This window comes from Streptomyces sp. NPDC027663, from assembly GCF_055566415.1.
Genome location: NZ_JBVHSK010000003.1, coordinates 773,988 through 795,036, shown reverse-complemented (window position 1 = coordinate 795,036; position 21,049 = coordinate 773,988). Strand labels below are relative to the sequence as shown.

The 21,049-nt window shown below is 72.9% G+C and carries 18 protein-coding genes; 16 read left to right on the top strand and 2 right to left on the bottom strand.

The genetic code is table 11. The features are described from left to right. Positions 1–163: 163 nt before the first annotated feature. The 5 genes from allB (at position 164) to ACZ4SF_RS12980 (ending at position 4,789) form a co-directional block, all read left to right on the top strand. Positions 164–1,501, top strand: coding sequence for an allantoinase AllB (gene allB, locus ACZ4SF_RS13000; RefSeq protein WP_468382293.1), 1,338 nt, complete (start codon positions 164–166; stop codon positions 1,499–1,501). Positions 1,502–1,551: 50 nt separating this feature from the next. Then, entirely contained in the window at positions 1,552–2,667 is a 1,116-nt protein-coding gene (alc, locus tag ACZ4SF_RS12995) for an allantoicase (protein WP_468382532.1), read from the top strand. Between the two features lie 127 nt (positions 2,668–2,794). Beyond that, positions 2,795–3,610, top strand: coding sequence for an AIM24 family protein (locus tag ACZ4SF_RS12990; RefSeq protein WP_468382290.1), 816 nt, complete (start codon positions 2,795–2,797; stop codon positions 3,608–3,610). 74 nt (positions 3,611–3,684) lie between these two features. Beyond that, the gene (locus ACZ4SF_RS12985) at positions 3,685–4,308 is read left to right on the top strand and encodes a dihydrofolate reductase family protein (RefSeq protein ID WP_468382287.1); all 624 of its coding nucleotides are present in this window, start codon (positions 3,685–3,687) and stop codon (positions 4,306–4,308) included. Positions 4,309–4,393: 85 nt separating this feature from the next. Next, positions 4,394–4,789 carry a guanyl-specific ribonuclease gene (locus ACZ4SF_RS12980; RefSeq protein ID WP_468382284.1) on the top strand — a complete coding sequence of 132 codons (396 nt, stop codon included), beginning with the start codon at positions 4,394–4,396 and terminating at the stop codon, positions 4,787–4,789. 52 nt (positions 4,790–4,841) lie between these two features. Here the strand turns inward: ACZ4SF_RS12980 and ACZ4SF_RS12975 are convergent, their stop codons facing one another. Next, a complete protein-coding gene (locus tag ACZ4SF_RS12975; protein WP_468382281.1) occupies positions 4,842–5,042 on the bottom strand; it encodes a hypothetical protein in 201 nt (66 codons plus the stop codon). Between the two features lie 179 nt (positions 5,043–5,221). Here ACZ4SF_RS12975 and ACZ4SF_RS12970 point away from each other — a divergent pair, with 179 nt between their 5' ends. From ACZ4SF_RS12970 to ACZ4SF_RS12960, 3 genes are all read left to right on the top strand, one after another. Further along, the gene (locus ACZ4SF_RS12970; protein ID WP_468382277.1) at positions 5,222–6,478 is read left to right on the top strand and encodes a sensor histidine kinase; all 1,257 of its coding nucleotides are present in this window, start codon (positions 5,222–5,224) and stop codon (positions 6,476–6,478) included. Between the two features lie 159 nt (positions 6,479–6,637). After that, positions 6,638–7,324, top strand: a complete 687-nt coding sequence (locus ACZ4SF_RS12965) for a response regulator (protein ID WP_468382274.1) — start codon at positions 6,638–6,640, stop codon at positions 7,322–7,324. Between the two features lie 70 nt (positions 7,325–7,394). Next, positions 7,395–8,579, top strand: a complete 1,185-nt coding sequence (locus ACZ4SF_RS12960) for a cytochrome P450 family protein (protein ID WP_468382271.1) — start codon at positions 7,395–7,397, stop codon at positions 8,577–8,579. Positions 8,580–8,619: 40 nt separating this feature from the next. On the opposite strand, the gene ACZ4SF_RS12955 is transcribed toward ACZ4SF_RS12960, so the two are convergent. After that, positions 8,620–9,642: a Gfo/Idh/MocA family protein gene (locus ACZ4SF_RS12955; RefSeq protein WP_468382267.1), complete on the bottom strand. Its 1,023-nt coding sequence runs from the start codon at positions 9,640–9,642 to the stop codon at positions 8,620–8,622. Between the two features lie 130 nt (positions 9,643–9,772). Here ACZ4SF_RS12955 and ACZ4SF_RS12950 point away from each other — a divergent pair, with 130 nt between their 5' ends. From ACZ4SF_RS12950 to ACZ4SF_RS12915, 8 genes are all read left to right on the top strand, one after another. Beyond that, positions 9,773–10,510 carry a GntR family transcriptional regulator gene (locus ACZ4SF_RS12950; RefSeq protein ID WP_468382529.1) on the top strand — a complete coding sequence of 246 codons (738 nt, stop codon included), beginning with the start codon at positions 9,773–9,775 and terminating at the stop codon, positions 10,508–10,510. A 195-nt stretch (positions 10,511–10,705) separates the two neighbouring features. Then, positions 10,706–11,710, top strand: a complete 1,005-nt coding sequence (locus ACZ4SF_RS12945) for a sugar ABC transporter substrate-binding protein (RefSeq protein ID WP_468382265.1) — start codon at positions 10,706–10,708, stop codon at positions 11,708–11,710. Continuing rightward, positions 11,707–12,771 (top strand): ABC transporter permease, encoded by a 1,065-nt coding sequence (locus ACZ4SF_RS12940; protein ID WP_468382262.1) that lies wholly within the window; start codon positions 11,707–11,709, stop codon positions 12,769–12,771. Before ACZ4SF_RS12945 ends, ACZ4SF_RS12940 begins: the two co-directional genes overlap by 4 nt. Then, positions 12,768–13,538, top strand: coding sequence for an ATP-binding cassette domain-containing protein (locus ACZ4SF_RS12935; protein ID WP_468382260.1), 771 nt, complete (start codon positions 12,768–12,770; stop codon positions 13,536–13,538). Before ACZ4SF_RS12940 ends, ACZ4SF_RS12935 begins: the two co-directional genes overlap by 4 nt. A 142-nt stretch (positions 13,539–13,680) precedes the next feature. Then, entirely contained in the window at positions 13,681–14,826 is a 1,146-nt protein-coding gene (locus ACZ4SF_RS12930; RefSeq protein WP_468382257.1) for an ROK family glucokinase, read from the top strand. Beyond that, complete coding sequence (locus tag ACZ4SF_RS12925) at positions 14,823–15,404, top strand: sugar kinase (RefSeq protein WP_468382254.1); 582 nt, start codon at positions 14,823–14,825, stop codon at positions 15,402–15,404. Before ACZ4SF_RS12930 ends, ACZ4SF_RS12925 begins: the two co-directional genes overlap by 4 nt. Before the next feature lie 288 nt (positions 15,405–15,692). Then, positions 15,693–18,548: a DEAD/DEAH box helicase gene (locus ACZ4SF_RS12920; protein WP_468382251.1), complete on the top strand. Its 2,856-nt coding sequence runs from the start codon at positions 15,693–15,695 to the stop codon at positions 18,546–18,548. Beyond that, positions 18,545–20,899, top strand: a complete 2,355-nt coding sequence (locus ACZ4SF_RS12915; protein WP_468382248.1) for an SWIM zinc finger family protein — start codon at positions 18,545–18,547, stop codon at positions 20,897–20,899. The genes ACZ4SF_RS12920 and ACZ4SF_RS12915 overlap by 4 nt, the downstream gene beginning before the upstream one ends. Positions 20,900–21,049 lie beyond the last annotated feature (150 nt).

Below are 21,049 nucleotides of genomic sequence, written 5' to 3'. Positions count from 1 at the left end.
TGGAAACGTCCAGAGTAAATGCCGCCTGGGCGCTGCCCGGAAGTGTGCCTCTTGACGGCGGGGGAGCGGGAGTGAAGACTCCTTCAACAGAACGTTGAAATCCGTTTCGTAGGTGTAAATCCCGTTTCCTGGGCGTAAAACGGCGGTACAGAGAGGGGTTCGGGTGTCCGACGCTGAACTGGTCCTGCGCTCGACGCGCGTCATCACACCGGAAGGGACGCGGGCCGCCACGGTCACCGTCTCCGCCGGCAAGATCACGGCCGTCCTGCCGTACGACGCCGAGGTTCCGGCCACGGCCCGGCTCGAGGACGTCGGCGACCACGTCCTGCTGCCCGGCCTGGTCGACACCCACGTGCACGTCAACGACCCGGGCCGCACCGAGTGGGAGGGCTTCTGGACCGCCACGCGCGCGGCGGCGGCCGGCGGCATCACCACCCTGATCGACATGCCCCTCAACTCCCTGCCGCCGACCACCACGGTCGAGAACCTGCGCAGCAAGCAGGACGTGGCCCGGGACAAGGCGCACATCGACGTCGGCTTCTGGGGCGGCGCCCTGCCCGACAACGTCAAGGACCTGCGGCCGCTGCACGACGCCGGAGTCTTCGGCTTCAAGGCGTTCCTGTCCCCGTCCGGCGTCGACGAGTTCCCGCACCTCGACCAGGACCAGCTCGCCCAGTCCCTGGCGGAGACCGCCGGCTTCGACGGGCTGCTGATCGTGCACGCCGAGGACCCGCACCACCTGGCCGCCGCGCCCCAGCACGGCGGACCCAGGTACGCCGACTTCCTCGCCTCCCGCCCGCGCGACGCCGAGGACACCGCCATCGCCAATCTGATCGCGCAGGCCCGGCGGCTGGGCGCCCGCGTGCACGTGCTGCACCTCTCCTCCAGTGACGCGCTGCCGCTGATCCGCGCCGCGCGCGCCGAGGGCGTCCGGATCACCGTGGAGACCTGCCCGCACTACCTCACCCTGACCGCCGAGGAGGTCCCGGACGGCGCCAGCGAGTTCAAGTGCTGCCCGCCGATCCGCGAGTCCGCCAACCAGGACCTCCTGTGGGAGGCCCTCGCCGACGGCACCGTCGACTGCGTGGTGACCGACCACTCGCCCTCCACCGCCGACCTCAAGACCGCCGACTTCGCCACCGCGTGGGGCGGCATCTCCGGGCTCCAGCTGAGCCTGTCGGCGGTGTGGACCGAGGCCCGCAGGCGCGGCCACGGCCTGGAGGACGTGGTCCGCTGGATGTCCACGCAGACCGCCGCCCTGGTCGGCCTGGGGCAGAAGGGCGCCATCGAGGCCGGCCGCGACGCCGACTTCGCCGTCCTCGCCCCTGACGAGACCTTCACCGTCGACCCGGCCGGTCTGCAGCACCGCAACCGGGTCACCGCGTACGCCGGCAAGACCCTGTACGGCGTCGTCAAGTCCACCTGGCTGCGCGGCGAACGCATCGTCGCCGACGGCGAGTTCACCGAGCCGAAGGGCGCCCTGCTCACCCGCCGCCGATGACCCACCCCGCACTCCACCCGGCCGACTCCAGAAAGGACCCCCTGATCACCGTGACGGCGATACCCAGCTTCACCGGCGATGCGAACCCCTACGGAGGCGGCGACCCGTACGCGGACTACCGCACCGCCGACTTCCCCTTCACCCAGTACGCCAACCTCGCCGACCGGCAGCTCGGCGCCGGTGTCATCGCCGCCAACGACGAGTTCTTCGCCCAGCGGGAGAACCTGCTGGTCCCCGAGCCGGCCGAGTTCGACCCCGAGCACTTCGGGCACAAGGGCAAGATCATGGACGGCTGGGAGACCCGCCGCCGGCGCGGCGCCTCCGCCGAGCACCCCTGGCCGACCGCCGAGGACCACGACTGGGCGCTGGTCCGGCTCGGCGCGCCCGGCGTGATCCGCGGGATCGTCGTCGACACCGCTCACTTCCGCGGCAACTACCCGCAGGCCGTCTCGGTCGAGGGCGCGTCCGTACCCGGCTCCCCGTCCCCGCAGGAGCTGCTGGGCGACGACGTGAAGTGGACGACCCTCGTCCCGCGCACCGCGGTCGGCGGCCACGCGGCGAACGGCTTCGAGGTCACCGCCGAGCAGCGCTTCACCCACCTGCGGATCAACCAGCACCCCGACGGCGGCATCGCCCGCCTGCGGGTCCACGGCGAGGTCGTCCCGGACCCGCAGTGGCTCGCGGTGCTGGGCACCTTCGACGTGGTCGCGCTGGAGAACGGCGGCCAGGCCGAGGACGCCTCCAACCTCTTCTACTCCCCGGCCACCAACACCATCCAGCCGGGCCGCTCCCGCAAGATGGACGACGGCTGGGAGACCCGCCGCCGCCGTGACCAGGGCAACGACTGGATCCGCTACCGGCTCGCCGCCCAGTCCCGGATACGGGCGATCGAGATCGACACCGCCTACCTGAAGGGCAACAGCGCCGGCTGGGCCTCGGTCTCCGTCAAGGACGGCGAGGACGGCGAGTGGACCGAGATCCTCCCGCGCACGCGCATGCAGCCCGACACCAACCACCGCTTCGTCCTGCCCGAGCCGGCGGTCGGCACGCACGCGCGGATCGACATCTTCCCCGACGGCGGCATCTCCCGCCTGCGCCTGTTCGGCTCCCTGACCGAGCAGGGCGCGAGCGGCCTCGCCGCCCGCCACCAGGAGCTGGGCGGCTGATCCACGCCCGCACGCGCGCGTGGGGCGCCCCGGCAGGACAGCACCGGGGCGCCCCACGCGGCACCCGCACGGACCCCCGTCCCACCGGTCCGGAACTCTTCCGTCCACCTCCCGCGTTGTCTCCCACGTGACCCTTCAGCAAGAGATCGTCGGCAACGCCATGCAGATGGCGGTCGTCAACCTGCGCCCCGGCCAGACCGTGTACTGCGAAGCCGGGAAGTTCCTGTTCAAGACCACGAACGTGACCATGGAGACGCGACTGTCCGGCCCGTCCGGGGGCGGCGGACAGCAGCAGAGCGGCTCCGGCGGCGGCATGGGCGGCATGCTGCGCCAGGCCATGGGCACCGCGATGCAGGTCGGCCAGCGCATGCTCGCCGGCGAGTCGCTCGCCTTCCAGTACTTCAGCGCCCAGGGCGGCGAGGGCACGGTCGGCTTCGCCGGCGTGCTGCCCGGCGAGATGCGCGCCCTGGAGCTCGACGGCACGCGCGCGTGGTTCGCCGAGAAGGACGCCTTCGTGGCCGCCGAGTCCACCGTCGACTTCGGCATCGCCTTCCAGGGCGGCCGTACGGGCATGAGCGGCGGCGAGGGCTTCATCCTGGAGAAGTTCACCGGGCACGGCACGGTGATCATCGCCGGCGCGGGCAACTTCATCGACCTGAACCCGGCGGACTTCGGCGGCCGCATCGAGGTCGACACCGGTTGTGTGGTCGCTTTCGAGGAGGGCATCCAGTACGGCGTCCAGCGCGTCGGCGGCCTCAACCGGCAGGGGATCATGAACGCCGTGTTCGGCGGCGAGGGCCTGTCCCTGGCCACCCTGGAGGGCAACGGCCGGGTGATCCTGCAGTCCCTCACGATCGAGAGCCTCGCCAACGCCCTGAAGAAGGCCCAGGGCGGCGACAAGCAGGGCCCGACCGGCGGACTGTTCTCGACGCACTCCGGCTGAACCGATGAGTTGCGGGCGGACGCGGGGTCTGAGCTGGTGACGGCCGACCCCGCACCCGGAAGAAGGCACCCGCCATGGGCAAGCTCGTTTCCACCCTCTTCGTCACTCTCGACGGCGTCTACCAGGCACCCGGCGGCCCCGAGGAGGACACCCGCGACGGCTTCACCCAGGGCGGCTGGAGCTTCGCGTTCGACGACGAGGACTTCGGCGGGTTCGTCACCGAGGTCTTCGGCCGCGCGGGCGGGTTCCTGCTCGGCCGCCGTACGTACGAGATCTTCGCTGCGTACTGGCCCAAGGTGACCGACCCCGCCCACCCGGTCGCCGGCCCGCTCAACGCCCTCCCGAAGCACGTCGTCTCCTCGACCCTCCGGGCACCCGGCTGGTCCGGCACCACCGTCGTCGCGGGCGACCTCGCCAAGGAGGTCACGGCGCTGAAGGAGCGCACGGACGGCGAACTGCAGGTCCACGGCAGCGGCGCCCTGGTCCGCTCCCTGATCGACCTGCGTCTCCTCGACACCCTGCACCTGCTGACCTTCCCGGTCGTACTGGGCGCGGGCCGCCGCCTGTTCGCGGACGGCGCCGTCCCCACCCGCTTCACGCACCGGGCCGGCCGCGTCACCGGCACCGGCGTCTCCATCCGGACGTACGAACCGGCGGGCAGCCCCGAGTACGGGACGTTCGAACTTACGGAAAGTTAACTCACCGAAAATTCACGGGTCTTGATGGGAAACTCTTCAACTTTGTCGTTGACATGCCAACGTCTACGCGCGTCATCATGAACGTATGAGATTCCCCCCACGCGCCACACGCATCGGCGCAGCAGCCGCACTTCTGTCCGCCCTGCTCGTGGGCGGCACGGTCTCCGCCACCACGGCGGACGCCGCGACCGCGTCGGTCGGCAGCATCTGCTACGGCGACCTGCCCTCGCAGGCCTACACCACGCTGCGCCTGATCGACCAGGGCGGCCCCTTCCCCTACTCGCAGGACGGCAGCGTCTTCCAGAACCGGGAGGGTGTCCTGCCCCAGCAGCAAACCGGCTACTACCACGAGTACACGGTGAAGACCCCCGGCTCCTCCACCCGCGGAGCCCGGCGCATCGTCACGGGTGCGGAGAACGAGGAGGACTACTACACCTCCGACCACTACGCCTCGTTCGACCTGGTCGACTACGCCTGCTGAGGGCCCGCCCGACCTGAGGAATGGTGCGTCCGGCCGGGGGTCCGGTCCGCGCTCAGCCTGACCCCCGGCTCTCCGCGGCGGCGAACAGGGCGCACGCGAGCACCACGAGCGCGACGCTCGCGTAGACCCCGTAGCCGTCCAGGAAACCGAGCCTCTGCACGAGACCCACGTGCCAGTCGGTGAACTCGTGCACCAGGCCCATCACGCCCTGCACCAAGGCGAAGAGTCCGAGAAGTTCCCATACCTGTTTCACGGCACGATCCTCGCCCCGCGGCCACCCCCCATACATCGGCCGTGGGGTGAGACCCCGGCCGCCACAAGGCGGTCCTGCGCCGGTACGGCTGCACCGAAAGTCCACCGTGCCGCGACTTTGGTCGGTGATCCCGTCCGCGGGCGGCGGAGCGCCGCGGACGTTGCGTACATTTGCCGACCGTGAGCAACGAGGAGCCGGTGCGCGCGCCGCACGAGTTCGCCGTCCGCCGGTGGCTGTTCCCCTCCGCCCTGATCCACGAGCCGGACCCGGACGCGGGGGCCCGCGGCCGGCGGCCGAGGCGCACGGCGCGCGACTGGGTCGTCGACTTCTCCTGCTTCCTGCTGGCCGTCCTCCTCGGCCTGGCGGCAGCCCGGTCCCTGCGCGACGAAACGGGTCTGCCGCACCCCGTCGCCGTCCTCGACCAGACGCTGGGCGCCGTCTCCTGCGCGGCGGTCTGGCTGCGCCGCCGGTGGCCGGTCGGGCTCGCGGTCGCGATGATCCCGGTCGGGCTGCTGTCCAACACCTCGGGCGGCGCGGCGATGGTCGCGCTGTTCACGCTTGCCGTCCACCGGCCCTTCCGGTACGTGGCCTGGATCGGCGGCGCCGACCTCGCCCTGGTGCCGCTCTTCTACTGGCTGCGGCCCGACCCCGACCTGCCGTACGCCGGGGTCGTCGCGTTCACCTTGCTGCTCACCGTGACGGTCGTCAGCTGGGGCATGTTCGTCCGCTCGAAGCGGATGCTGACGCTCAGCCTGCGGGACCGGGCCCGCCGGGCGGAGACCGAGGCGAGGCTGCGCGCCGAGCAGGCGCAGCGGCTGGCCCGCGAGGCCATCGCCCGGGAGATGCACGACGTGCTGGCCCACCGGCTCACCCTGCTGAGCGTGCACGCGGGTGCACTGGAGTTCCGGCCGGACGCGCCCCGCGAGGAGGTCGCCCGGGCCGCCGGGGTGATCCGGGAGAGCGCCCACGAGGCACTGCAGGATCTCAGGGAGATCATCGGCGTTCTGCGGGCCGGCGAGGCCGACGAGCCGTCCGGCGGGCGTCCCCAGCCGACGTTGGCCGCACTGGACGCCCTCGTCGCCGAGTCCCGCGAGGCAGGCATGAAGGTCGCCCTCGACCACCGTGTCGCCGACCCGGCCGCCGTCCCCGCCTCCGTGGGCCGCACCGCCTACCGCATCGCCCAGGAGGCCCTCACCAACGCCCGCAAGCACGCCCCCGGCACCGAGGTCACGGTCCGGCTCACCGGCGCGCCCGGCGACGGCCTGACGATCACCGTCGCCAACCCCGCCCCGCCCGCAGACGTACCGCCGGTCCCCGGCTCCGGCCAGGGCCTGATCGGGCTCACGGAACGGGCCACACTGGCGGGCGGACACCTGGAGCACGGCTCGCATCCGGACGGCGGGTTCGAGGTACGGGCGTGGCTGCCGTGGAGCTGACCCGCCCGCTGCCGCGAGAAGGCGGCGCGCGCCGCTCCGCGCCCTGCCCCCGGCGGCAGCCGGCCTCCCAGCGCCTGTGCACGCGGCCACGGCACGGTGTTCCGGACCAGGAAGCAGCCGCGATGCCGCGGGCTGTCGCAACCATGATTACGTAGCCCCATGACTGCGACGCCGATCAGACTCCTCCTCGTGGACGACGACCCCCTCGTACGCGCCGGCCTGGCGCTGATGGTCGGCGGGGCCGAGGACATCGAGATCGTCGGCGAGGCCGCCGACGGGGCGGAGGCCGAGGAACTGGCGCGCCGCACCCGGCCGGACGTCGTCCTGGTGGACATCCGTATGCCGGTGGTGGACGGGCTCACGGCCACCGAGCGGCTCCGTGCGCGCCCCGGCGCCCCGCAGGTCGTGGTACTCACCACCTTCCACGCCGACGAACAGGTGCTGCACGCCCTGCGCGCAGGTGCCGCCGGTTTCGTGCTCAAGGACACCCCGCCCGCGGAGATCGTGGACGCCGTCCGCCGGGTCGCCGCGGGCGACCCGGTGCTGTCGCCGGCCGTCACCCGGCAGTTGATGCAGCACGCGGCCGGCGCCGCCGCCGACACCCGGCACGCACGCGCGCGTGAACGGCTCGCGGTGCTCAACGACCGCGAGCGGGAGGTCGCCGTCGCCGTCGGCCGCGGCCTCGCCAACGCCGGTGTCGCCGCCGAACTCTTCATGAGCGTGGCCACCGTCAAGACCCATGTGTCGCGCATCCTCGCCAAGCTCGGCCTCGACAACCGCGTACAGATCGCCCTCCTCGCGTACGACGCGGGATGGCTGAAAGACGCCGGGGACGACGGGCACTGACGAGCCGCTGGGAGCGTTGTCGGAGTACCGGGCTCGGTCCGGCGGCCTCGGGGGTCCGTTAGGGGAGGACATGGAACGAGTGATCGATCTGACGGAGCTGGGCGACGCACTCCGCCGTGACCCGCATCCGGTGTACGCGCGACTGCGGGAACAGGGCCCCGTCCACCGGGTCCGGCTGGCCACTCCGGGCGGCGACTGGGAGACCTGGATCGTCGTGGGGTACGAGGAGGCCCGGGCCGCCCTGGCCGACCCCCGACTGGCCAAGGACGGCACCGAGATCGGTGTCGTGCCGCTGGAGGAGCAACTGGTCGGCAAGCACCTGCTCGCCGTCGACGGGTCTCAGCACGGCCGCCTGCGCAGCCTCGTCACGCGCGCGTTCACCATGCGCCGGGTCGAGCGGCTGCGCCCGAGGATCCAGCAGATCACCGACGAACTGCTCGACGAGATGCTGCCGCACGGCCGCGCCGACCTCGTCGAGTCCCTGGCCTACCCGCTGCCCATCACGGTCATCTGCGAACTGCTCGGCGTCCCCGAGATGGACCGCACGGAGTTCCGGAAGATCTCCACCGAGGTGGTGGCACCCACCGACCCGGACGCCGAGCATGCCGCGGTCGTCCGCATGTCCGAGTACCTCACCGAGCTGATCGAGGACAAGCGCCGCCTCGGCACCACGGAGGATCTGCTCAGCGACCTGATCCGCACCACCGCCGACGACGGCGACCGGCTCTCCGCCCAGGAACTGCGCGGCATGGCCTTCCTCCTGCTCGTCGCCGGCCACGAGACCACGGTCAACCTCATCGGCAACGGTGTGCTCGCCCTGCTCACCCACCCCGGCCAACTGGCCGCCCTGCGCGCCGACATGACGCTTCTCGACGGCGCGGTGGAGGAGATGCTGCGCTGGCAGGGCCCGGTCGAGAACGCCACCTTCCGGTTCGCCGCCGAACCACTGGAGATCGCGGGCGTCAGGATCGGGCAGGGCGAGGACGTGCTGATCGGCCTCACCGCCGCCCAGCGCGACGGCACGCGCTTCGACGACCCCGACCGCTTCGACATCCGCCGCGACACCCAGGGCCACCTCGCCTTCGGCCACGGCATCCACTACTGCCTCGGCGCGCCCCTGGCCCGCCTGGAGGGCAGCATCGCCATCGGCACCCTGCTGCAGCGAGCCCCCGGCCTGGCCCTGGACGGCCCGCCCGGGGAATGGCTGCCCGGCCTGCTCATGCGAGGGGTGAGAAGCCTGCCGGTGCGCTGGTGACCGCGGGCGGCGGCCGCGCCACGTCGGCTGCGGCCGCCGCTCAGCCGTGCGAGGGCGGCTCCCGGTCCCGGACCTCGGCCAGGGCCACCGGGCGCCGTTCCCGGCGGGAGATCTCGCAGGCCTCGGCGATGCGCAGTGCCTGCAACGCCTCCCGGCCGTCGCAGGGGTTGGCGCGCTCGCCGCGCACCACCTCGACGAAGGCGTTGAGTTCGGCCGTGTAGGCGGGCCCGAACCGCTCCAGGAACCCCGGCCAGGGCTTGTCGGCCGGCGGCGGCCCGGTCGGCTCGGTGGACGCAAGGGGCGTACGGTCGTCCAGGCCCACCACCACGGTGTCCTTCTCCCCGGCCAGCTCCATGCGCACGTCGTAACCGGCACCGTTCAGCCGGGTCGCCGTGGCCGTGGCCAGGGTGCCGTCGGCCAGCGTGAGCAGCGCCGCGCCCGTGTCGACGTCGCCGGCCTCGCGGAACATCGCGGGACCGGCGTCGGAGCCGGTGGCGTACACGTCGGTCACCTCACGGCCGGTCACCCAGCGCAGTACGTCGAAGTCGTGGATCAGCGTGTCCCGGAACAGGCCGCCGGACAGCGGCAGCCATTCCGCAGGCGGCGGGGACTGGTCGCAGGTCATGGCGCGTACGGTGTGCAGCCGGCCGAGCCGGCCCGTGCGCACGGCCTCCCGGGCGCCGGCGTACCCGGCGTCGAACCGCCGCTGGAAACCCATCTGCAGCACCGTCCCGGCGGTCTCCACCTCGGCGAGCGCATGCAGCGTGCCCGGCAGATCGAGGGCGATCGGCTTCTCGCAGAAGACCGGCAGGCCCGAGCGGGCCGCCCGACCGATCAGTTCGGCGTGGGCCGCCGTCGCCGTGGTGATCACCACCGCGTCCACGCCCCACTTGAAGATCTCGTCCACGCCCGGCGCCGCCGTCTCGCCCAGCCGGTGGGCCAGCTCCTGCGCACGCACCGGATCCGCGTCCGTCAGGATCAGGGATCCGACCTCGCGATGGCGGCTGAGCGTTCTCGCGTGGAGGGTGCCGATGCGGCCCGTACCGATGACCCCGATGCGCATGGAAACAAAGTGACGGCGGACCCCGTACGCTGTCAATGTGTATGTCCGGACAACCGGACTACACAACTTCCCGTCAACCGGGCACGGGGCTACGCTCGGGCCCGTGCCGAAACCAGATGTGGACCCGACCGTGTCGCTCGACCTCCGTGTGGACCGTAGCTCCCCGGTGCCGCTGTACTTCCAGCTCTCCCAGCAGCTGGAGGCCGCCATCGAGCACGGCAGCCTCACCCCGGGCAGCCTGCTGGGCAACGAGATCGAGCTGGCCGCGCGGCTCGGCCTGTCCCGTCCGACCGTCCGCCAGGCCATCCAGTCCCTCGTCGACAAAGGTCTCCTCGTCCGGCGGCGGGGCGTGGGAACGCAGGTCGTGCACAGCCAGGTCAAGCGCCCGCTGGAGCTGAGCAGCCTCTACGACGACCTGGAGGCGGCCGGTCAGCGTCCAGCGACCAAGGTGCTGGTCAACACGGTCGTGCCGGCCTCTGCCGCGGTCGCCGCCGCGCTCGGCGTCACGGAGGGCGGCGACGTCCACCGCATCGAGCGGCTCCGGCTCGCCCACGGGGAGCCGATGGCATACCTGATCAACCATCTGCCGCCGGGCCTGCTCGACCTGGACACCGAGCAGTTGGAGGCCACCGGCCTGTACCGGCTCATGCGGTCCGCCGGTATCACCCTGCACAGCGCCCGTCAGTCCATCGGCGCCCGCGGTGCCACCGCCGGCGAGGCCGAGCGGCTCGCCGAGGCCGAGGGTGCCCCGCTGCTCACCATGCAGCGCACCACCTTCGACGACACCGGCCGGGCGGTCGAGTTCGGCGACCACACCTATCGCCCGAGCCGCTACTCCTTCGAGTTCCAGCTGCTCGTCCGTCCCTGACGCGCTCCCCGGGCTTCGTCGCAATGTCCGGACAATGCGACCGGTCTGCGGTGCCCGGCCGTGTCATGGTTGTTCCCTGTGTTCGATACTGAAGCGTTTGGGGCTGGTGAGGTCGCCGCCGGGACGCACCGACGGTGAGGTCGCCCGCCCCTCACGCACGTCGGAACACAGGAACAGCAAGAAGGGCACGGCCTCGTGGCACGGTTTCGGACCTGGGTAGGCATAGCGCTGGCGGGGGCACTCTCCGTGTCCCTGGCGGCCTGCAGCAGCACCGGCGGCAAGCGGGCGGAGGACGCCCGCAAGGCAGCCGCGGCCCAGGGCAGGGCGGCAGTGGACACCCCGCGCTGGACCGTCGCGATGATCACCCACTCGGGGGACGGCGACACCTTCTGGGACATCGTGCAGAGCGGCGCCGAACAGGCCGCCCGCAAGGACAACATCAAGTTCCTGTACTCGCACGACGACGAGGCCCAGCAGCAGGCCCAGCTGGTGGACGCGGCCGTCGACAAGAAGGTCGACGGCATCATCGTCACCCTCGCCAAGCCGGACGCCATGAAGGCCGCCGTGGCCCGCGCCGAGAAGGCCGGCATCCCCGTGATCACGGTGAACTCCGGCTCCGAGGAGTCCAAGGCCTTCGGCGCCCTCGCCCACATCGGCCAGGACGAGACCATCGCCGGCCGGGCCGTCGGCGACGAACTGGACAAGCGCGGCCGGAAGAAGGCCCTGTGCGTCCTGCACGAGCAGGGCAACGTCGGCCACGAGCAGCGCTGTGACGGCGTCGCCGAGACCTTCCACGGCAGTGTGCGCAAGCTCTACGTCAACGGCACCAGCATGCCCGACGTGCAGTCCGCGATCGAGGCCAAGCTCCAGGCCGACAAGTCCATCGACTCCGTCGTCACCCTCGGCGCGCCCTACGCCGACACCGCCGTGAAGGCGAAGACGGACGCGGGCAGCAAGGCGGAGATCGACACCTTCGACCTCAACGCCGAGGTCGCGGCCTCGCTGAAGAGCGGCACCCTCGGCTTCGCCGTGGACCAGCAGCCGTACCTCCAGGGCTACCAGGCCGTCGACCTGCTGTGGCTGTACAAGTACAACGCCGACGTCCTCGGCGGCGGCGAGCCGGTTCTGACCGGTCCGCAGATCATCACCAAGGACCAGGCGTCCGCGCTGGCGGCGTACACCGAGCGGGGCACGCGATGACCGCCACCGTGGGACACACCGGCGACGAGACGGCGGCCGCAGCGGTGGATGAAAGGCTCCTGCGGACCTCGCCGCTGCGGAGGCTGCTCGCGCGCCCCGAGCTGGGCTCCGTCGTCGGCGCTCTTGCCGTTTTTGTCTTCTTCGCCGTCGCCGCCGACGGCTTCCTGCGCGCCTCCAGCCTCAGCACGGTCCTGTACGCCTCCTCGACCATCGGCATCATGGCCGTACCCGTGGCCCTGCTGATGATCGGCGGAGAGTTCGACCTGTCCGCGGGCGTCCTGGTGACGTCGTCCGCGCTGGTCTCCTCGATGTTCAGCTACCAGATGACGGCGAACACCTGGGTCGGCGTGGGCGTGTCCCTGCTGGTCACGCTCGCGATCGGTGCCTTCAACGGCTTCCTGCTCACCCGCACGAAGCTGCCCAGCTTCATCATCACGCTGGGCACCTTCCTGATGCTGACCGGCATGAACCTCGGCCTCACCAAGCTGATCGACGGCACGGTCTCCACCAAGACCATCGGCGACATGGAGGGCTTCTCCAGCGCCCACGCCGTCTTCGCCTCGACGTTCACCGTCGGCGGCGTCGCCGTCAAGGTCACCATCCTGTGGTGGCTCGGCCTGGTCGCCCTCGCCTCCTGGATCCTGCTGCGCACCCGCACCGGCAACTGGATCTTCGCCGTCGGCGGCAACGAGGAGGCCGCCCGCGCGGTCGGCGTCCCGGTCGCGAAGACCAAGATCGGTCTCTACACGGGCGTCGCGTTCGGCGCCTGGATCGCCGGCCAGCACCTGCTCTTCTCCTTCGACGCCGTCCAGTCCGGTGAGGGCGTCGGCAACGAGCTGATCTACATCATCGCGGCCGTCATCGGAGGCTGCCTGATCACCGGTGGCCACGGCAGCGCCGTGGGCTCGGCCGTCGGTGCGCTCCTGTTCGGCATGACCAGCAAGGGCATCGTCTTCGCCGAGTGGAACCCCGACTGGTTCAAGTTCTTCCTCGGAGCGATGCTGCTCCTCGCGACCCTGCTCAACGCCTGGGTCCGCAAGCGCGCGGAGGCCACCAAGTGACTCTCGTCGAGCTGACCGACGTCAGCAAGCACTACGGCAACGTCCGCGCCCTGGAAGGCGTCTCCCTGGAGGTCGGCGCGGGCGACATCACCTGCGTCCTCGGCGACAACGGCGCGGGCAAGTCGACCCTGATCAAGATGATCGCGGGCCTGCACCAGCACGATGGCGGCACCCTGCGCATCGAGGGCGAGGAGACCCGCCTCACCTCGCCACGCGACGCCCTGGACCGGGGCATCGCCACGGTCTACCAGGACCTCGCCGTCGTCCCCCTGATGCCGGTCTGGCGCAACTTCTTCCTGGGCTCCGAGCCCCGTAGGGGCGTCGGCCCCTTCAAGCGCCTGGACACCGGTCTCATGCGCCGCACCACCCGTGAGGCGCTGCTCCGCATGGGCATCGACCTGCGGGACGTCGACCAGCCGATCGGCACCCTCTCCGGAGGGGAACGCCAGTGCGTGGCGATCGCCCGCGCGGTCCACTTCGGCGCGAAGGTCCTGGTCCTGGACGAGCCGACGGCGGCACTGGGGGTGAAGCAGTCCGGTGTGGTCCTCAAATATGTGGCCGCGGCACGGGACGAGGGCCTGGGTGTTGTCTTGATCACCCACAACCCGCATCACGCGTACTTGGTGGGCGACCGCTTCGTGCTCCTGAGGAGGGGCACGATGGTGGGCAGCTACACACGCGACGAGATCACCCTCGACGAGCTGACCCAGCAGATGGCGGGCGGATCCGACCTGGACGCCCTGCGCCACGAACTGCACAGGAACTGAGGGGCGCGGGTCAGTGCCGACGGGTGGTTCCGCCCAGGGGGCGCGACCACCCACGGCGGACCCGCGCCCCGCCCCGGTGGCGCGCTCCCGCCCCCCGCCCTGCACAACACCCACCCCCACGGTGAGGCAGAATCGACCAACGATGAGCACCTACCGCGACCTCACCGCCCCCATCGGCTCCCGCCGAGCCCCTGTGCTCCGTACGGTCGGCACCAGGGAACGCCGATCCCACCTGACCGCACCCCGGGTGCCGACGGTCGGCATCGACATCGGCGGCACCAAGGTCATGGCGGGCGTCGTGGACGCCGACGGCAACATCCTGGAGAAGCTCCGCGCGGAGACCCCGGACAAGTCCAAGAGCCCCAAGGTCGTCGAGGACACCATCGTCGAACTGGTCCTGGACCTGTCCGACCGGCACGACGTGCACGCGGTCGGCATCGGCGCCGCCGGCTGGGTCGACGCCGACCGCAACCGTGTGCTGTTCGCCCCCCACCTGTCCTGGCGCAACGAGCCGCTGCGCGACCGCCTCGCCGGCCGGCTCTCCGTACCGGTCCTGGTGGACAACGACGCCAACACCGCCGCCTGGGCCGAGTGGCGCTTCGGCGCCGGGCGCGGCGAGGACCACCTCGTCATGATCACCCTCGGTACCGGCATCGGTGGCGCCATCCTGGAGGACGGCCAGGTCAAGCGCGGCAAGTTCGGGGTCGCCGGCGAGTTCGGCCACATGCAGGTCGTGCCCGGCGGCCACCGCTGCCCGTGCGGCAACCGCGGCTGCTGGGAGCAGTACAGCTCCGGCAACGCGCTGGTCCGCGAGGCGCGCGAGCTGGCCGCCGCCGACTCGCCGGTCGCGTACGGCATCATCGAGCACGTCAAGGGCAACATCGGCGACATCACCGGCCCGATGATCACCGAGCTGGCCCGCGAGGGCGACGCGATGTGCGTGGAGCTGCTCCAGGACATCGGCCAGTGGCTCGGCGTCGGCATCGCCAACCTCGCCGCCGCCCTCGACCCCTCCTGCTTCGTCATCGGCGGAGGCGTCAGCGCCGCCGACGACCTGCTCATCGGCCCCGCCCGGGACGCCTTCAAGCGCCACCTCACCGGACGCGGCTACCGCCCCGAGGCCCGTATCACCCGCGCCCAGCTCGGCCCCGAGGCCGGCATGGTGGGCGCCGCCGACCTGGCCAGGCTGGTCGCCCGGCGGTTCCGCCGGGCCAAGCGCCGCCGGGTGGAGCGGTACGAGCGCTACGAGCGGTACGCCCAGGCCCGCCGAGACCGGGACACCGCATGACCGCGTCGCTGCCCCGCCAGACCACCCCGCCGGACGAGCCGCGCCGGTCCGCCGAGGACCCGCGCCACAAGGCAAGGCGCAGGGCGCTCACCCTGCTGATCATCGTCCTGCTCATCGGCGTTCCGGCCGGCTACCTGGTGATCTCCGCGAACCAGAGCCGCAACAGCGGCAAGGACAAGGAGGCGAAGTACTCGGCGACCGGCCTCACCCCCGGCTGGCCGTCGAAGGTGCAGCGCCGCCTCTACCAGGTGACTGTCCCGCACCCGGCCGACGACATCGCCTACTACGAGACCAACAACTGGAAGACCAGCCGCCTGTACGTGCAGTTCCGCACCAACCCCGCCGGCCTGGACAGCTTCCTGGAGGCCATGGGCGTCCGCCGGGACCAGCTGAAGAAGGACGACATCACGGTCAGCGAACGCGACCAGAAGGTCAGCGGCTGGACCTTCACCGGACCCGGCCCCTGGTGGGGCCTGACCCACGCGCAGAAGAACCCCGCGCCCACCCAGGACGTCGTCGTGAATCTGTCCGAGCCGGAGCGTCCCCTGGTGTTCGTCGTCTCCCGCACGGTCCCCTGACCAGGCGCATCTGACCAGGCGCACTTGACCAGGCGCACCTGGCCAAGCGCACCCTGAGCGGGCGCGGTCGGAGGGTCACGGCCTGAGTCGGCGTCGTCGGAGGGTCACCGCCTGAGCCGGCGTCGTCGGAGGTCACCGCCTGCGCCTTAGCCGACGCCGCCGGAGGAACACCGCAGGGAACCGCCCCCACGGAAGGGCCCCCGCCCGGGCCTCGGAGCCGATTGTCAGACCCCGCCCGTAGAGTCGGAGACGTCTGATCCGATGCACGGGCGGGAGGTGGCAGGACGTATGAGCGGCACGGCTGCGGTGGCCGAGCGCACGCACGGCCCCCGGGAGACCGCGACCGGGCACCCGGTGCCGGTGCGCCTCGCGTCCGTCTACCTGCCCGCACCCCTGCCGCGCGAGGGCCGCCTCGCCTTCTGGGACCCCGACGGCGGCCCGCTGCCCGCCGAGGCCGGAGGCGACGCGGAGGAGCTGACGGTCGTACGACGCCACGGAGCCGGAGTGCGCCGGCGGCACGTGCCCGCCCTGACCCTGCCGCTCGCCGAGGCCCTGCCCCTGCTGGTCCGCGCCCGCCGGGACCCGGCCGCCCACCCGGCAACCGCCTGCTGGGGCGCCGCGGCTCTGCACGCACTGCGGCTCGCCGCCCGGGGCCGGCTGCTGCCGGGCCTGACCCCGGCCGGTCACGACGCCTGGCGGGCCGGACCGCTGGAGCCGGACGACATCGCCCACCTCCGCGCGATCGCCGCCGCCCTGCCGCCCGAGGGCCACGCCGTACCCCTCCCGGGCCCGGGCGCGCTCCGGCTGCCCGAGCCCGAAGCCCTGGTCCGCTCCTTCCTGGACGCGGTCGCCGACACCCTGCCGCGCACGCCCGCGGCCCCCTGCACCGTCGGCCGGCCGTTCGCCGCCCGCGAGCCCCAGACCCTGCCCGACGCCCACGAGTGGGCGGCCGAGGTCGCCGCCGGCATGGACGCGGGCGTACGGATCTCGCTCCGCCTGGACCTGTCCTCGTACGACGTCTTCGACGCCGGTGCCCGGGAGGGCATGCGCGCCGCCGGGGCGGCGATCGTGCAGGTCCACAGCCTCGCCGACCCCACGCTGGTGGCCGACGCGGCAGCCCTGTGGGCCGGCGACGCCGACACGGCGTTCGGATCCCGCGCGCGGGTCGACGCGGCCCTCGCCGTCCGCCGCGCGGCCCGGGTGTGGGCGCCGCTGGACCGGCTCGCCGACCAGGACGTGCCCGACGTCCTCGCCCTGTCCGAGGAGGAGCTGGGCGAGCTGCTCGGCGTCGCGGCGAGCCGGCTGGCCGCCGCCGGCGTCGCCGTGCACTGGCCCCGGGACCTGGCCCGCGACCTGACCGCGGCCGCAGTGGTCCGCCCGGCACCCGGCTCGGCGACCGACGGCACCGGATTCTTCGAGAGCGAGGACCTGCTCCGGTTCCGCTGGCAGCTGGCGCTCGGCGGTGATCCGCTCAGCGAGGCCGAGATGGACAGCCTCGCCGAGGCCCACCGCCCGGTCGTACGGCTCCGGGACCGCTGGGTGCTGGTCGACCCCGCCCTGGTCCGCAAGGCCCGCAAGCGCGAGCTGGGCCTGCTCGACCCGGTCGACGCGCTGTCCGTGGCGCTCACCGGCGAGGCCGAGGTCGAGGGCGAGACAGTCGACGTCGTCCCCGTCGGCGCGCTGGCCGCCCTCCGCGACCGCCTCACCGCGGGCCTTCGGCCCGCCGACCCGCCCGCCGGCCTTGACGCCACCCTCCGCGACTACCAGCTGCGCGGCCTGGCCTGGCTCGATCTGATGACCTCCCTCGGCCTCGGCGGCTGCCTCGCCGACGACATGGGCCTCGGCAAGACGATCACGCTCATCGCCCTGCACCTGAAGCGGGCCCGCCCCGAGCCGACCCTCGTGGTCTGCCCGGCGTCCCTCCTCGGCAACTGGCAGCGGGAGATCTCCCGGTTCGCGCCCGGCATTCCCGTCCGCCGCTTCCACGGACCCGACCGCACCCTGGACGGCCTCGACGGCGGATTCGTCCTCACCACCTACGGCACCATGCGGTCCACCGCTTCCCGTCTCGCCGAGCAGCCCTGGGGCATGGTCGTCGCCGACGAGGCCCAGCACGTGAAGAACCCCTACTCGGCCACCGCCAAGGCGCTGCGCACCATCCCGGCACCCGCGCGCGTGGCGCTCACCGGCACCCCGGTGGAGAACAACCTCTCCGAACTGTGGGCCCTGCTCGACTGGACCACGCCCGGACTCCTCGGCCCGCTCAAGTCCTTCCGCGCCCGGCACGCCCGCGCGGTGGAGAACGGCGAGGACGCGGAAGCCGTGGAGCGCCTGTCCCGCCTGGTCCGGCCGTTCCTCCTGCGCCGCAAGAAGTCCGACCCCGGCATCGTCCCGGAGCTGCCGCCCAAGACCGAGACCGACCACCCGGTGCCGCTCACCCGGGAACAGGCCGCGCTGTACGAGGCGGTGGTGCGCGAATCGATGCTGGCCATCGAGACGGCCGAGGGCATCGCCCGGCGCGGCCTGGTCCTGAAACTGCTGGGCGCCCTCAAGCAGATCTGCGACCACCCGGCGCTGTACCTGAAGGAGGACGCGCACGCCGACCGGCTCGCGGCACGTTCCGGCAAACTCGCCCTCCTGGACGAATTGCTGGACACCTTGCTCGCCGAGGACGGCTCTGCGCTCGTCTTCACCCAGTACGTCGGCATGGCCCGCCTCCTCACCGCCCACCTGTCCGCCCGGGCGATCCCCGTGGACCTTCTGCACGGCGGTACGCCCGTACCGGAGCGCGAGCGCATGGTCGACCGCTTCCAGAACGGCGAGACCCCGGTCCTCGTCCTCTCCCTGAAGGCCGCCGGCACCGGCCTGAACCTCACCCGCGCGGGTCACGTGATCCACTTCGACCGCTGGTGGAACCCGGCCGTCGAGGAACAGGCCACCGACCGCGCCTACCGCATCGGCCAGACCCAGCCCGTCCAGGTCCACCGGCTCGTCACCGAGGGCACGGTCGAGGACCGCATCGCCGACATGCTCGCCGCCAAGCGCGCCCTGGCCGATGCCATCCTCGGCTCCGGCGAGGCAGCCCTCACCGAACTGACGGACCGCGAGCTGTCCGACCTCGTCTCCCTGCGGAGGACCCCATGACAGCCCCCGACGGCCCCGGCCCGGCGGATGCCGCCCGCCGTGCCCTGCGGGCGGCACGGGAGCGCGCGGACGCAGAGCGCGAGGGCGCGGAGCGCGAGGGCGAGGGCCGGACGGCGGGGGGTGCGGCTGGGCCGGCGGCTGGCGCGGCAGGGGCGGCGGACGGCGCGGCTGCAGCGGTACAGGGTGAGGCTCGCGCGGAGGAGGGCGCGGTTACGGCGGCGCGGGGCGCGGCTGGGGTGCCCGAGGGTGCGGCTGGGGTGGCACGGGGTGCGGCTCGGGCGGCGCGAGGTGCGGCTGGGGTGCCTGAGGGTGCGGTTGGGGCGGCGCGCGGCTCGGCTCGGGTGCCGGAAGGTGCTGTCGGCGGCCGCCCCGGGCGTCCCGGTGACGTTGCCCGCGACGCACTCCGCGCGGCCCGGCGGGAAGCGCTGCGCGCGGAGGCGGCGGAGCCTCGGCGCGAGCGGCGCGTGCCGGCGCGGCCCGGGCCCTCCGGGTCCGCTACCGCGTCGTCACGCGGGCAGGAGACCGGGACTGCAAGGAGCAAGGCCGCACAGGACATGCGGCACTTCCTGGCGAACGCCTTCCGCATGCCCACCTGGGCGGAATCGCCCGAGGAGCAGGAGAACCCCGGCGACGAGCCGGCCGCAGTCACCGACGGCACCCCGGCGCCGGCGGCGTCCGAGGACTACTCCGCTCCTTCGGCTCCGGGGGCCAACACGTCGTCCGCACCCTTCGGTCCGGGGCCCGCGGTCGCCGAGGACTGGTCCGCTGCTTCGGCTCCGGGGGCCGCCACGTCGTCCGCACCCCTCGCCCCGGCGCCCGCCCTTCCAGCCCCCGCGCCCATGCCCAGGCTGCACGCCTCCACGCACCAGTCCTCCGAACCCTCGACCGGTGCGTCCACCTCCGCGTCACCGGGGTCACCGGGGTCACCGGCGTCACAGGCGTCGCCCGCGTCACCGGCGTCACCCTCGCCCCCTCCCCGGACCGCGGGCTCCGTGCGCCCGGCACCCCCGGCGCGTTCCGCGGCCCGCTCGGCTCCCACCGGTGCCGTGCCGGCGTCCCACGTGCCCCCCACCATGGCCACCCCTCACCGCGACACCGAACTCCGCCGCACCTTCCCGGCGTTCACGCCCCGCGAGGCCGTCGTCGAAGCCGCCGAGGTCACCGCCTTCGCGGCCACCTGGTGGGGCAACGCCTGGGTGGAGGCGCTGGAGCGGGGCGCGTTGGATGCGAAGCGGCTGGTGCGCGGCCGGGGTTACGCGGACCAGGGGCATGTGGACGCGATCACCGTCACCCCGGGACTCGTGCTGGCGTACGTGCGCGGGAGCCGGCCCCGTCCGTACCGTGTGCAGGTGCGGGTGCGAACGCTGGCGGACGAGGACTGGGAGCGGTTCCTGGACGCGGCGGCAGACCGTCCGGGCCACATCGCGGCGCTGCTCGACAAGGAGCTGCCCCACACCCTCGCCGACTGCGGTGTCCCGCTGCTGCCCGGTCCCGGTGACCTCGCTCCCCGTTGCAGCTGCCCGGACTCCGGCCACCCGTGCAAGCACGCCGCCGCCCTCTGCTACCAGACGGCGCGTCTGCTCGACGCCGACCCGTTCGTGCTGCTCCTGCTCCGCGGCCGGGGCGAGAAGGAACTGCTCGACGCGCTGTCCCGGCGCAGCGCGGCCCGTGCCGCCCGCGCCGCACAGGAGAGGCAGCCACAGACGCTGCCCGGCGTCCGCGCCACCGAGGCCCTGGCGCCCCGCCCGCTCCCGCCGCTGCCCCCGCCGTTGCCGGTGCCTGCGCACCCCGAGCAGCCTCCGGTGTATCCGTCGGCGCCCGGCGGACCGGACCCGTTCGCGCTGGACCAGCTGGCGACCGACGCCGCCGCCCGCGCCCACGCGCTGCTCGGCACCGGACGTGACCCGGTCGGCGAACTGACCCTGTGGCAGGACGCGGTGCGGCTCGCCGCGGCCCGCCCCGGTTCCGGACTCACCGCGGCGACCCGCACGCTCTACGCCACGCTCGCCGACGCCGTCGGCCGTACCCCGGCCGACCTCGCGCGGGCCGTCGCGGCCTGGCGGCAGGGCGGCCTGGAGGGGCTGGCCGTCCTGGAGGAGCCGTGGGATCCGCCGGCCGGCCGCTTCGACCGGGCCCGCCCGCTGCTGCTCGCCGCCGACCTCCCGGCGTTCCGACCGTGGCGCAACCGCCTCACCCACCCGCGCGGCCACGTCCAGCTCCGCCTGGGCCACGACGGGCTGTGGTACGCCTACGAGTCGGAGCCCGGCCAGGAAGACTGGTGGCCCCGCGGCACCCCGGACCTCGACCCGGTGGGCGCCCTGACCGGCCTCGGCACACCGGATGGCCTGTGAGGACACCCACGCCGGGGAAGCCTGTGCAGAGCCGGAGTCCCGCCGCCGGGCGCCGGGCCTTCGTCGTACGGCCGGGAGAAGCCGCAGGCGCACACAGCGGTCACGCGGGTCACGGCGAGCCGGTGGCTGGTTCCCCCCGGGGTCACGGCG

What these genes read in the sequence shown, in the direction of transcription:
- ACZ4SF_RS12985 (WP_468382287.1), top strand. Translation starts at nt 3,685, where the DNA reads ATGGGCAAGCTCGTTTCCACCCTCTTCGTCACTCTCGACGGCGTCTAC.
- ACZ4SF_RS12980 (WP_468382284.1), top strand. Translation starts at nt 4,394, where the DNA reads ATGAGATTCCCCCCACGCGCCACACGCATCGGCGCAGCAGCCGCACTT.
- ACZ4SF_RS12965 (WP_468382274.1), top strand. Translation starts at nt 6,638, where the DNA reads ATGACTGCGACGCCGATCAGACTCCTCCTCGTGGACGACGACCCCCTC.
- ACZ4SF_RS12960 (WP_468382271.1), top strand. Translation starts at nt 7,395, where the DNA reads ATGGAACGAGTGATCGATCTGACGGAGCTGGGCGACGCACTCCGCCGT.
- ACZ4SF_RS12955 (WP_468382267.1), bottom strand. Translation starts at nt 9,642, where the DNA reads ATGCGCATCGGGGTCATCGGTACGGGCCGCATCGGCACCCTCCACGCG.
- ACZ4SF_RS12940 (WP_468382262.1), top strand. Translation starts at nt 11,707, where the DNA reads ATGACCGCCACCGTGGGACACACCGGCGACGAGACGGCGGCCGCAGCG.
- ACZ4SF_RS12930 (WP_468382257.1), top strand. Translation starts at nt 13,681, where the DNA reads ATGAGCACCTACCGCGACCTCACCGCCCCCATCGGCTCCCGCCGAGCC.
- ACZ4SF_RS12925 (WP_468382254.1), top strand. Translation starts at nt 14,823, where the DNA reads ATGACCGCGTCGCTGCCCCGCCAGACCACCCCGCCGGACGAGCCGCGC.
- ACZ4SF_RS12920 (WP_468382251.1), top strand. Translation starts at nt 15,693, where the DNA reads ATGAGCGGCACGGCTGCGGTGGCCGAGCGCACGCACGGCCCCCGGGAG.
- ACZ4SF_RS12915 (WP_468382248.1), top strand. Translation starts at nt 18,545, where the DNA reads ATGACAGCCCCCGACGGCCCCGGCCCGGCGGATGCCGCCCGCCGTGCC.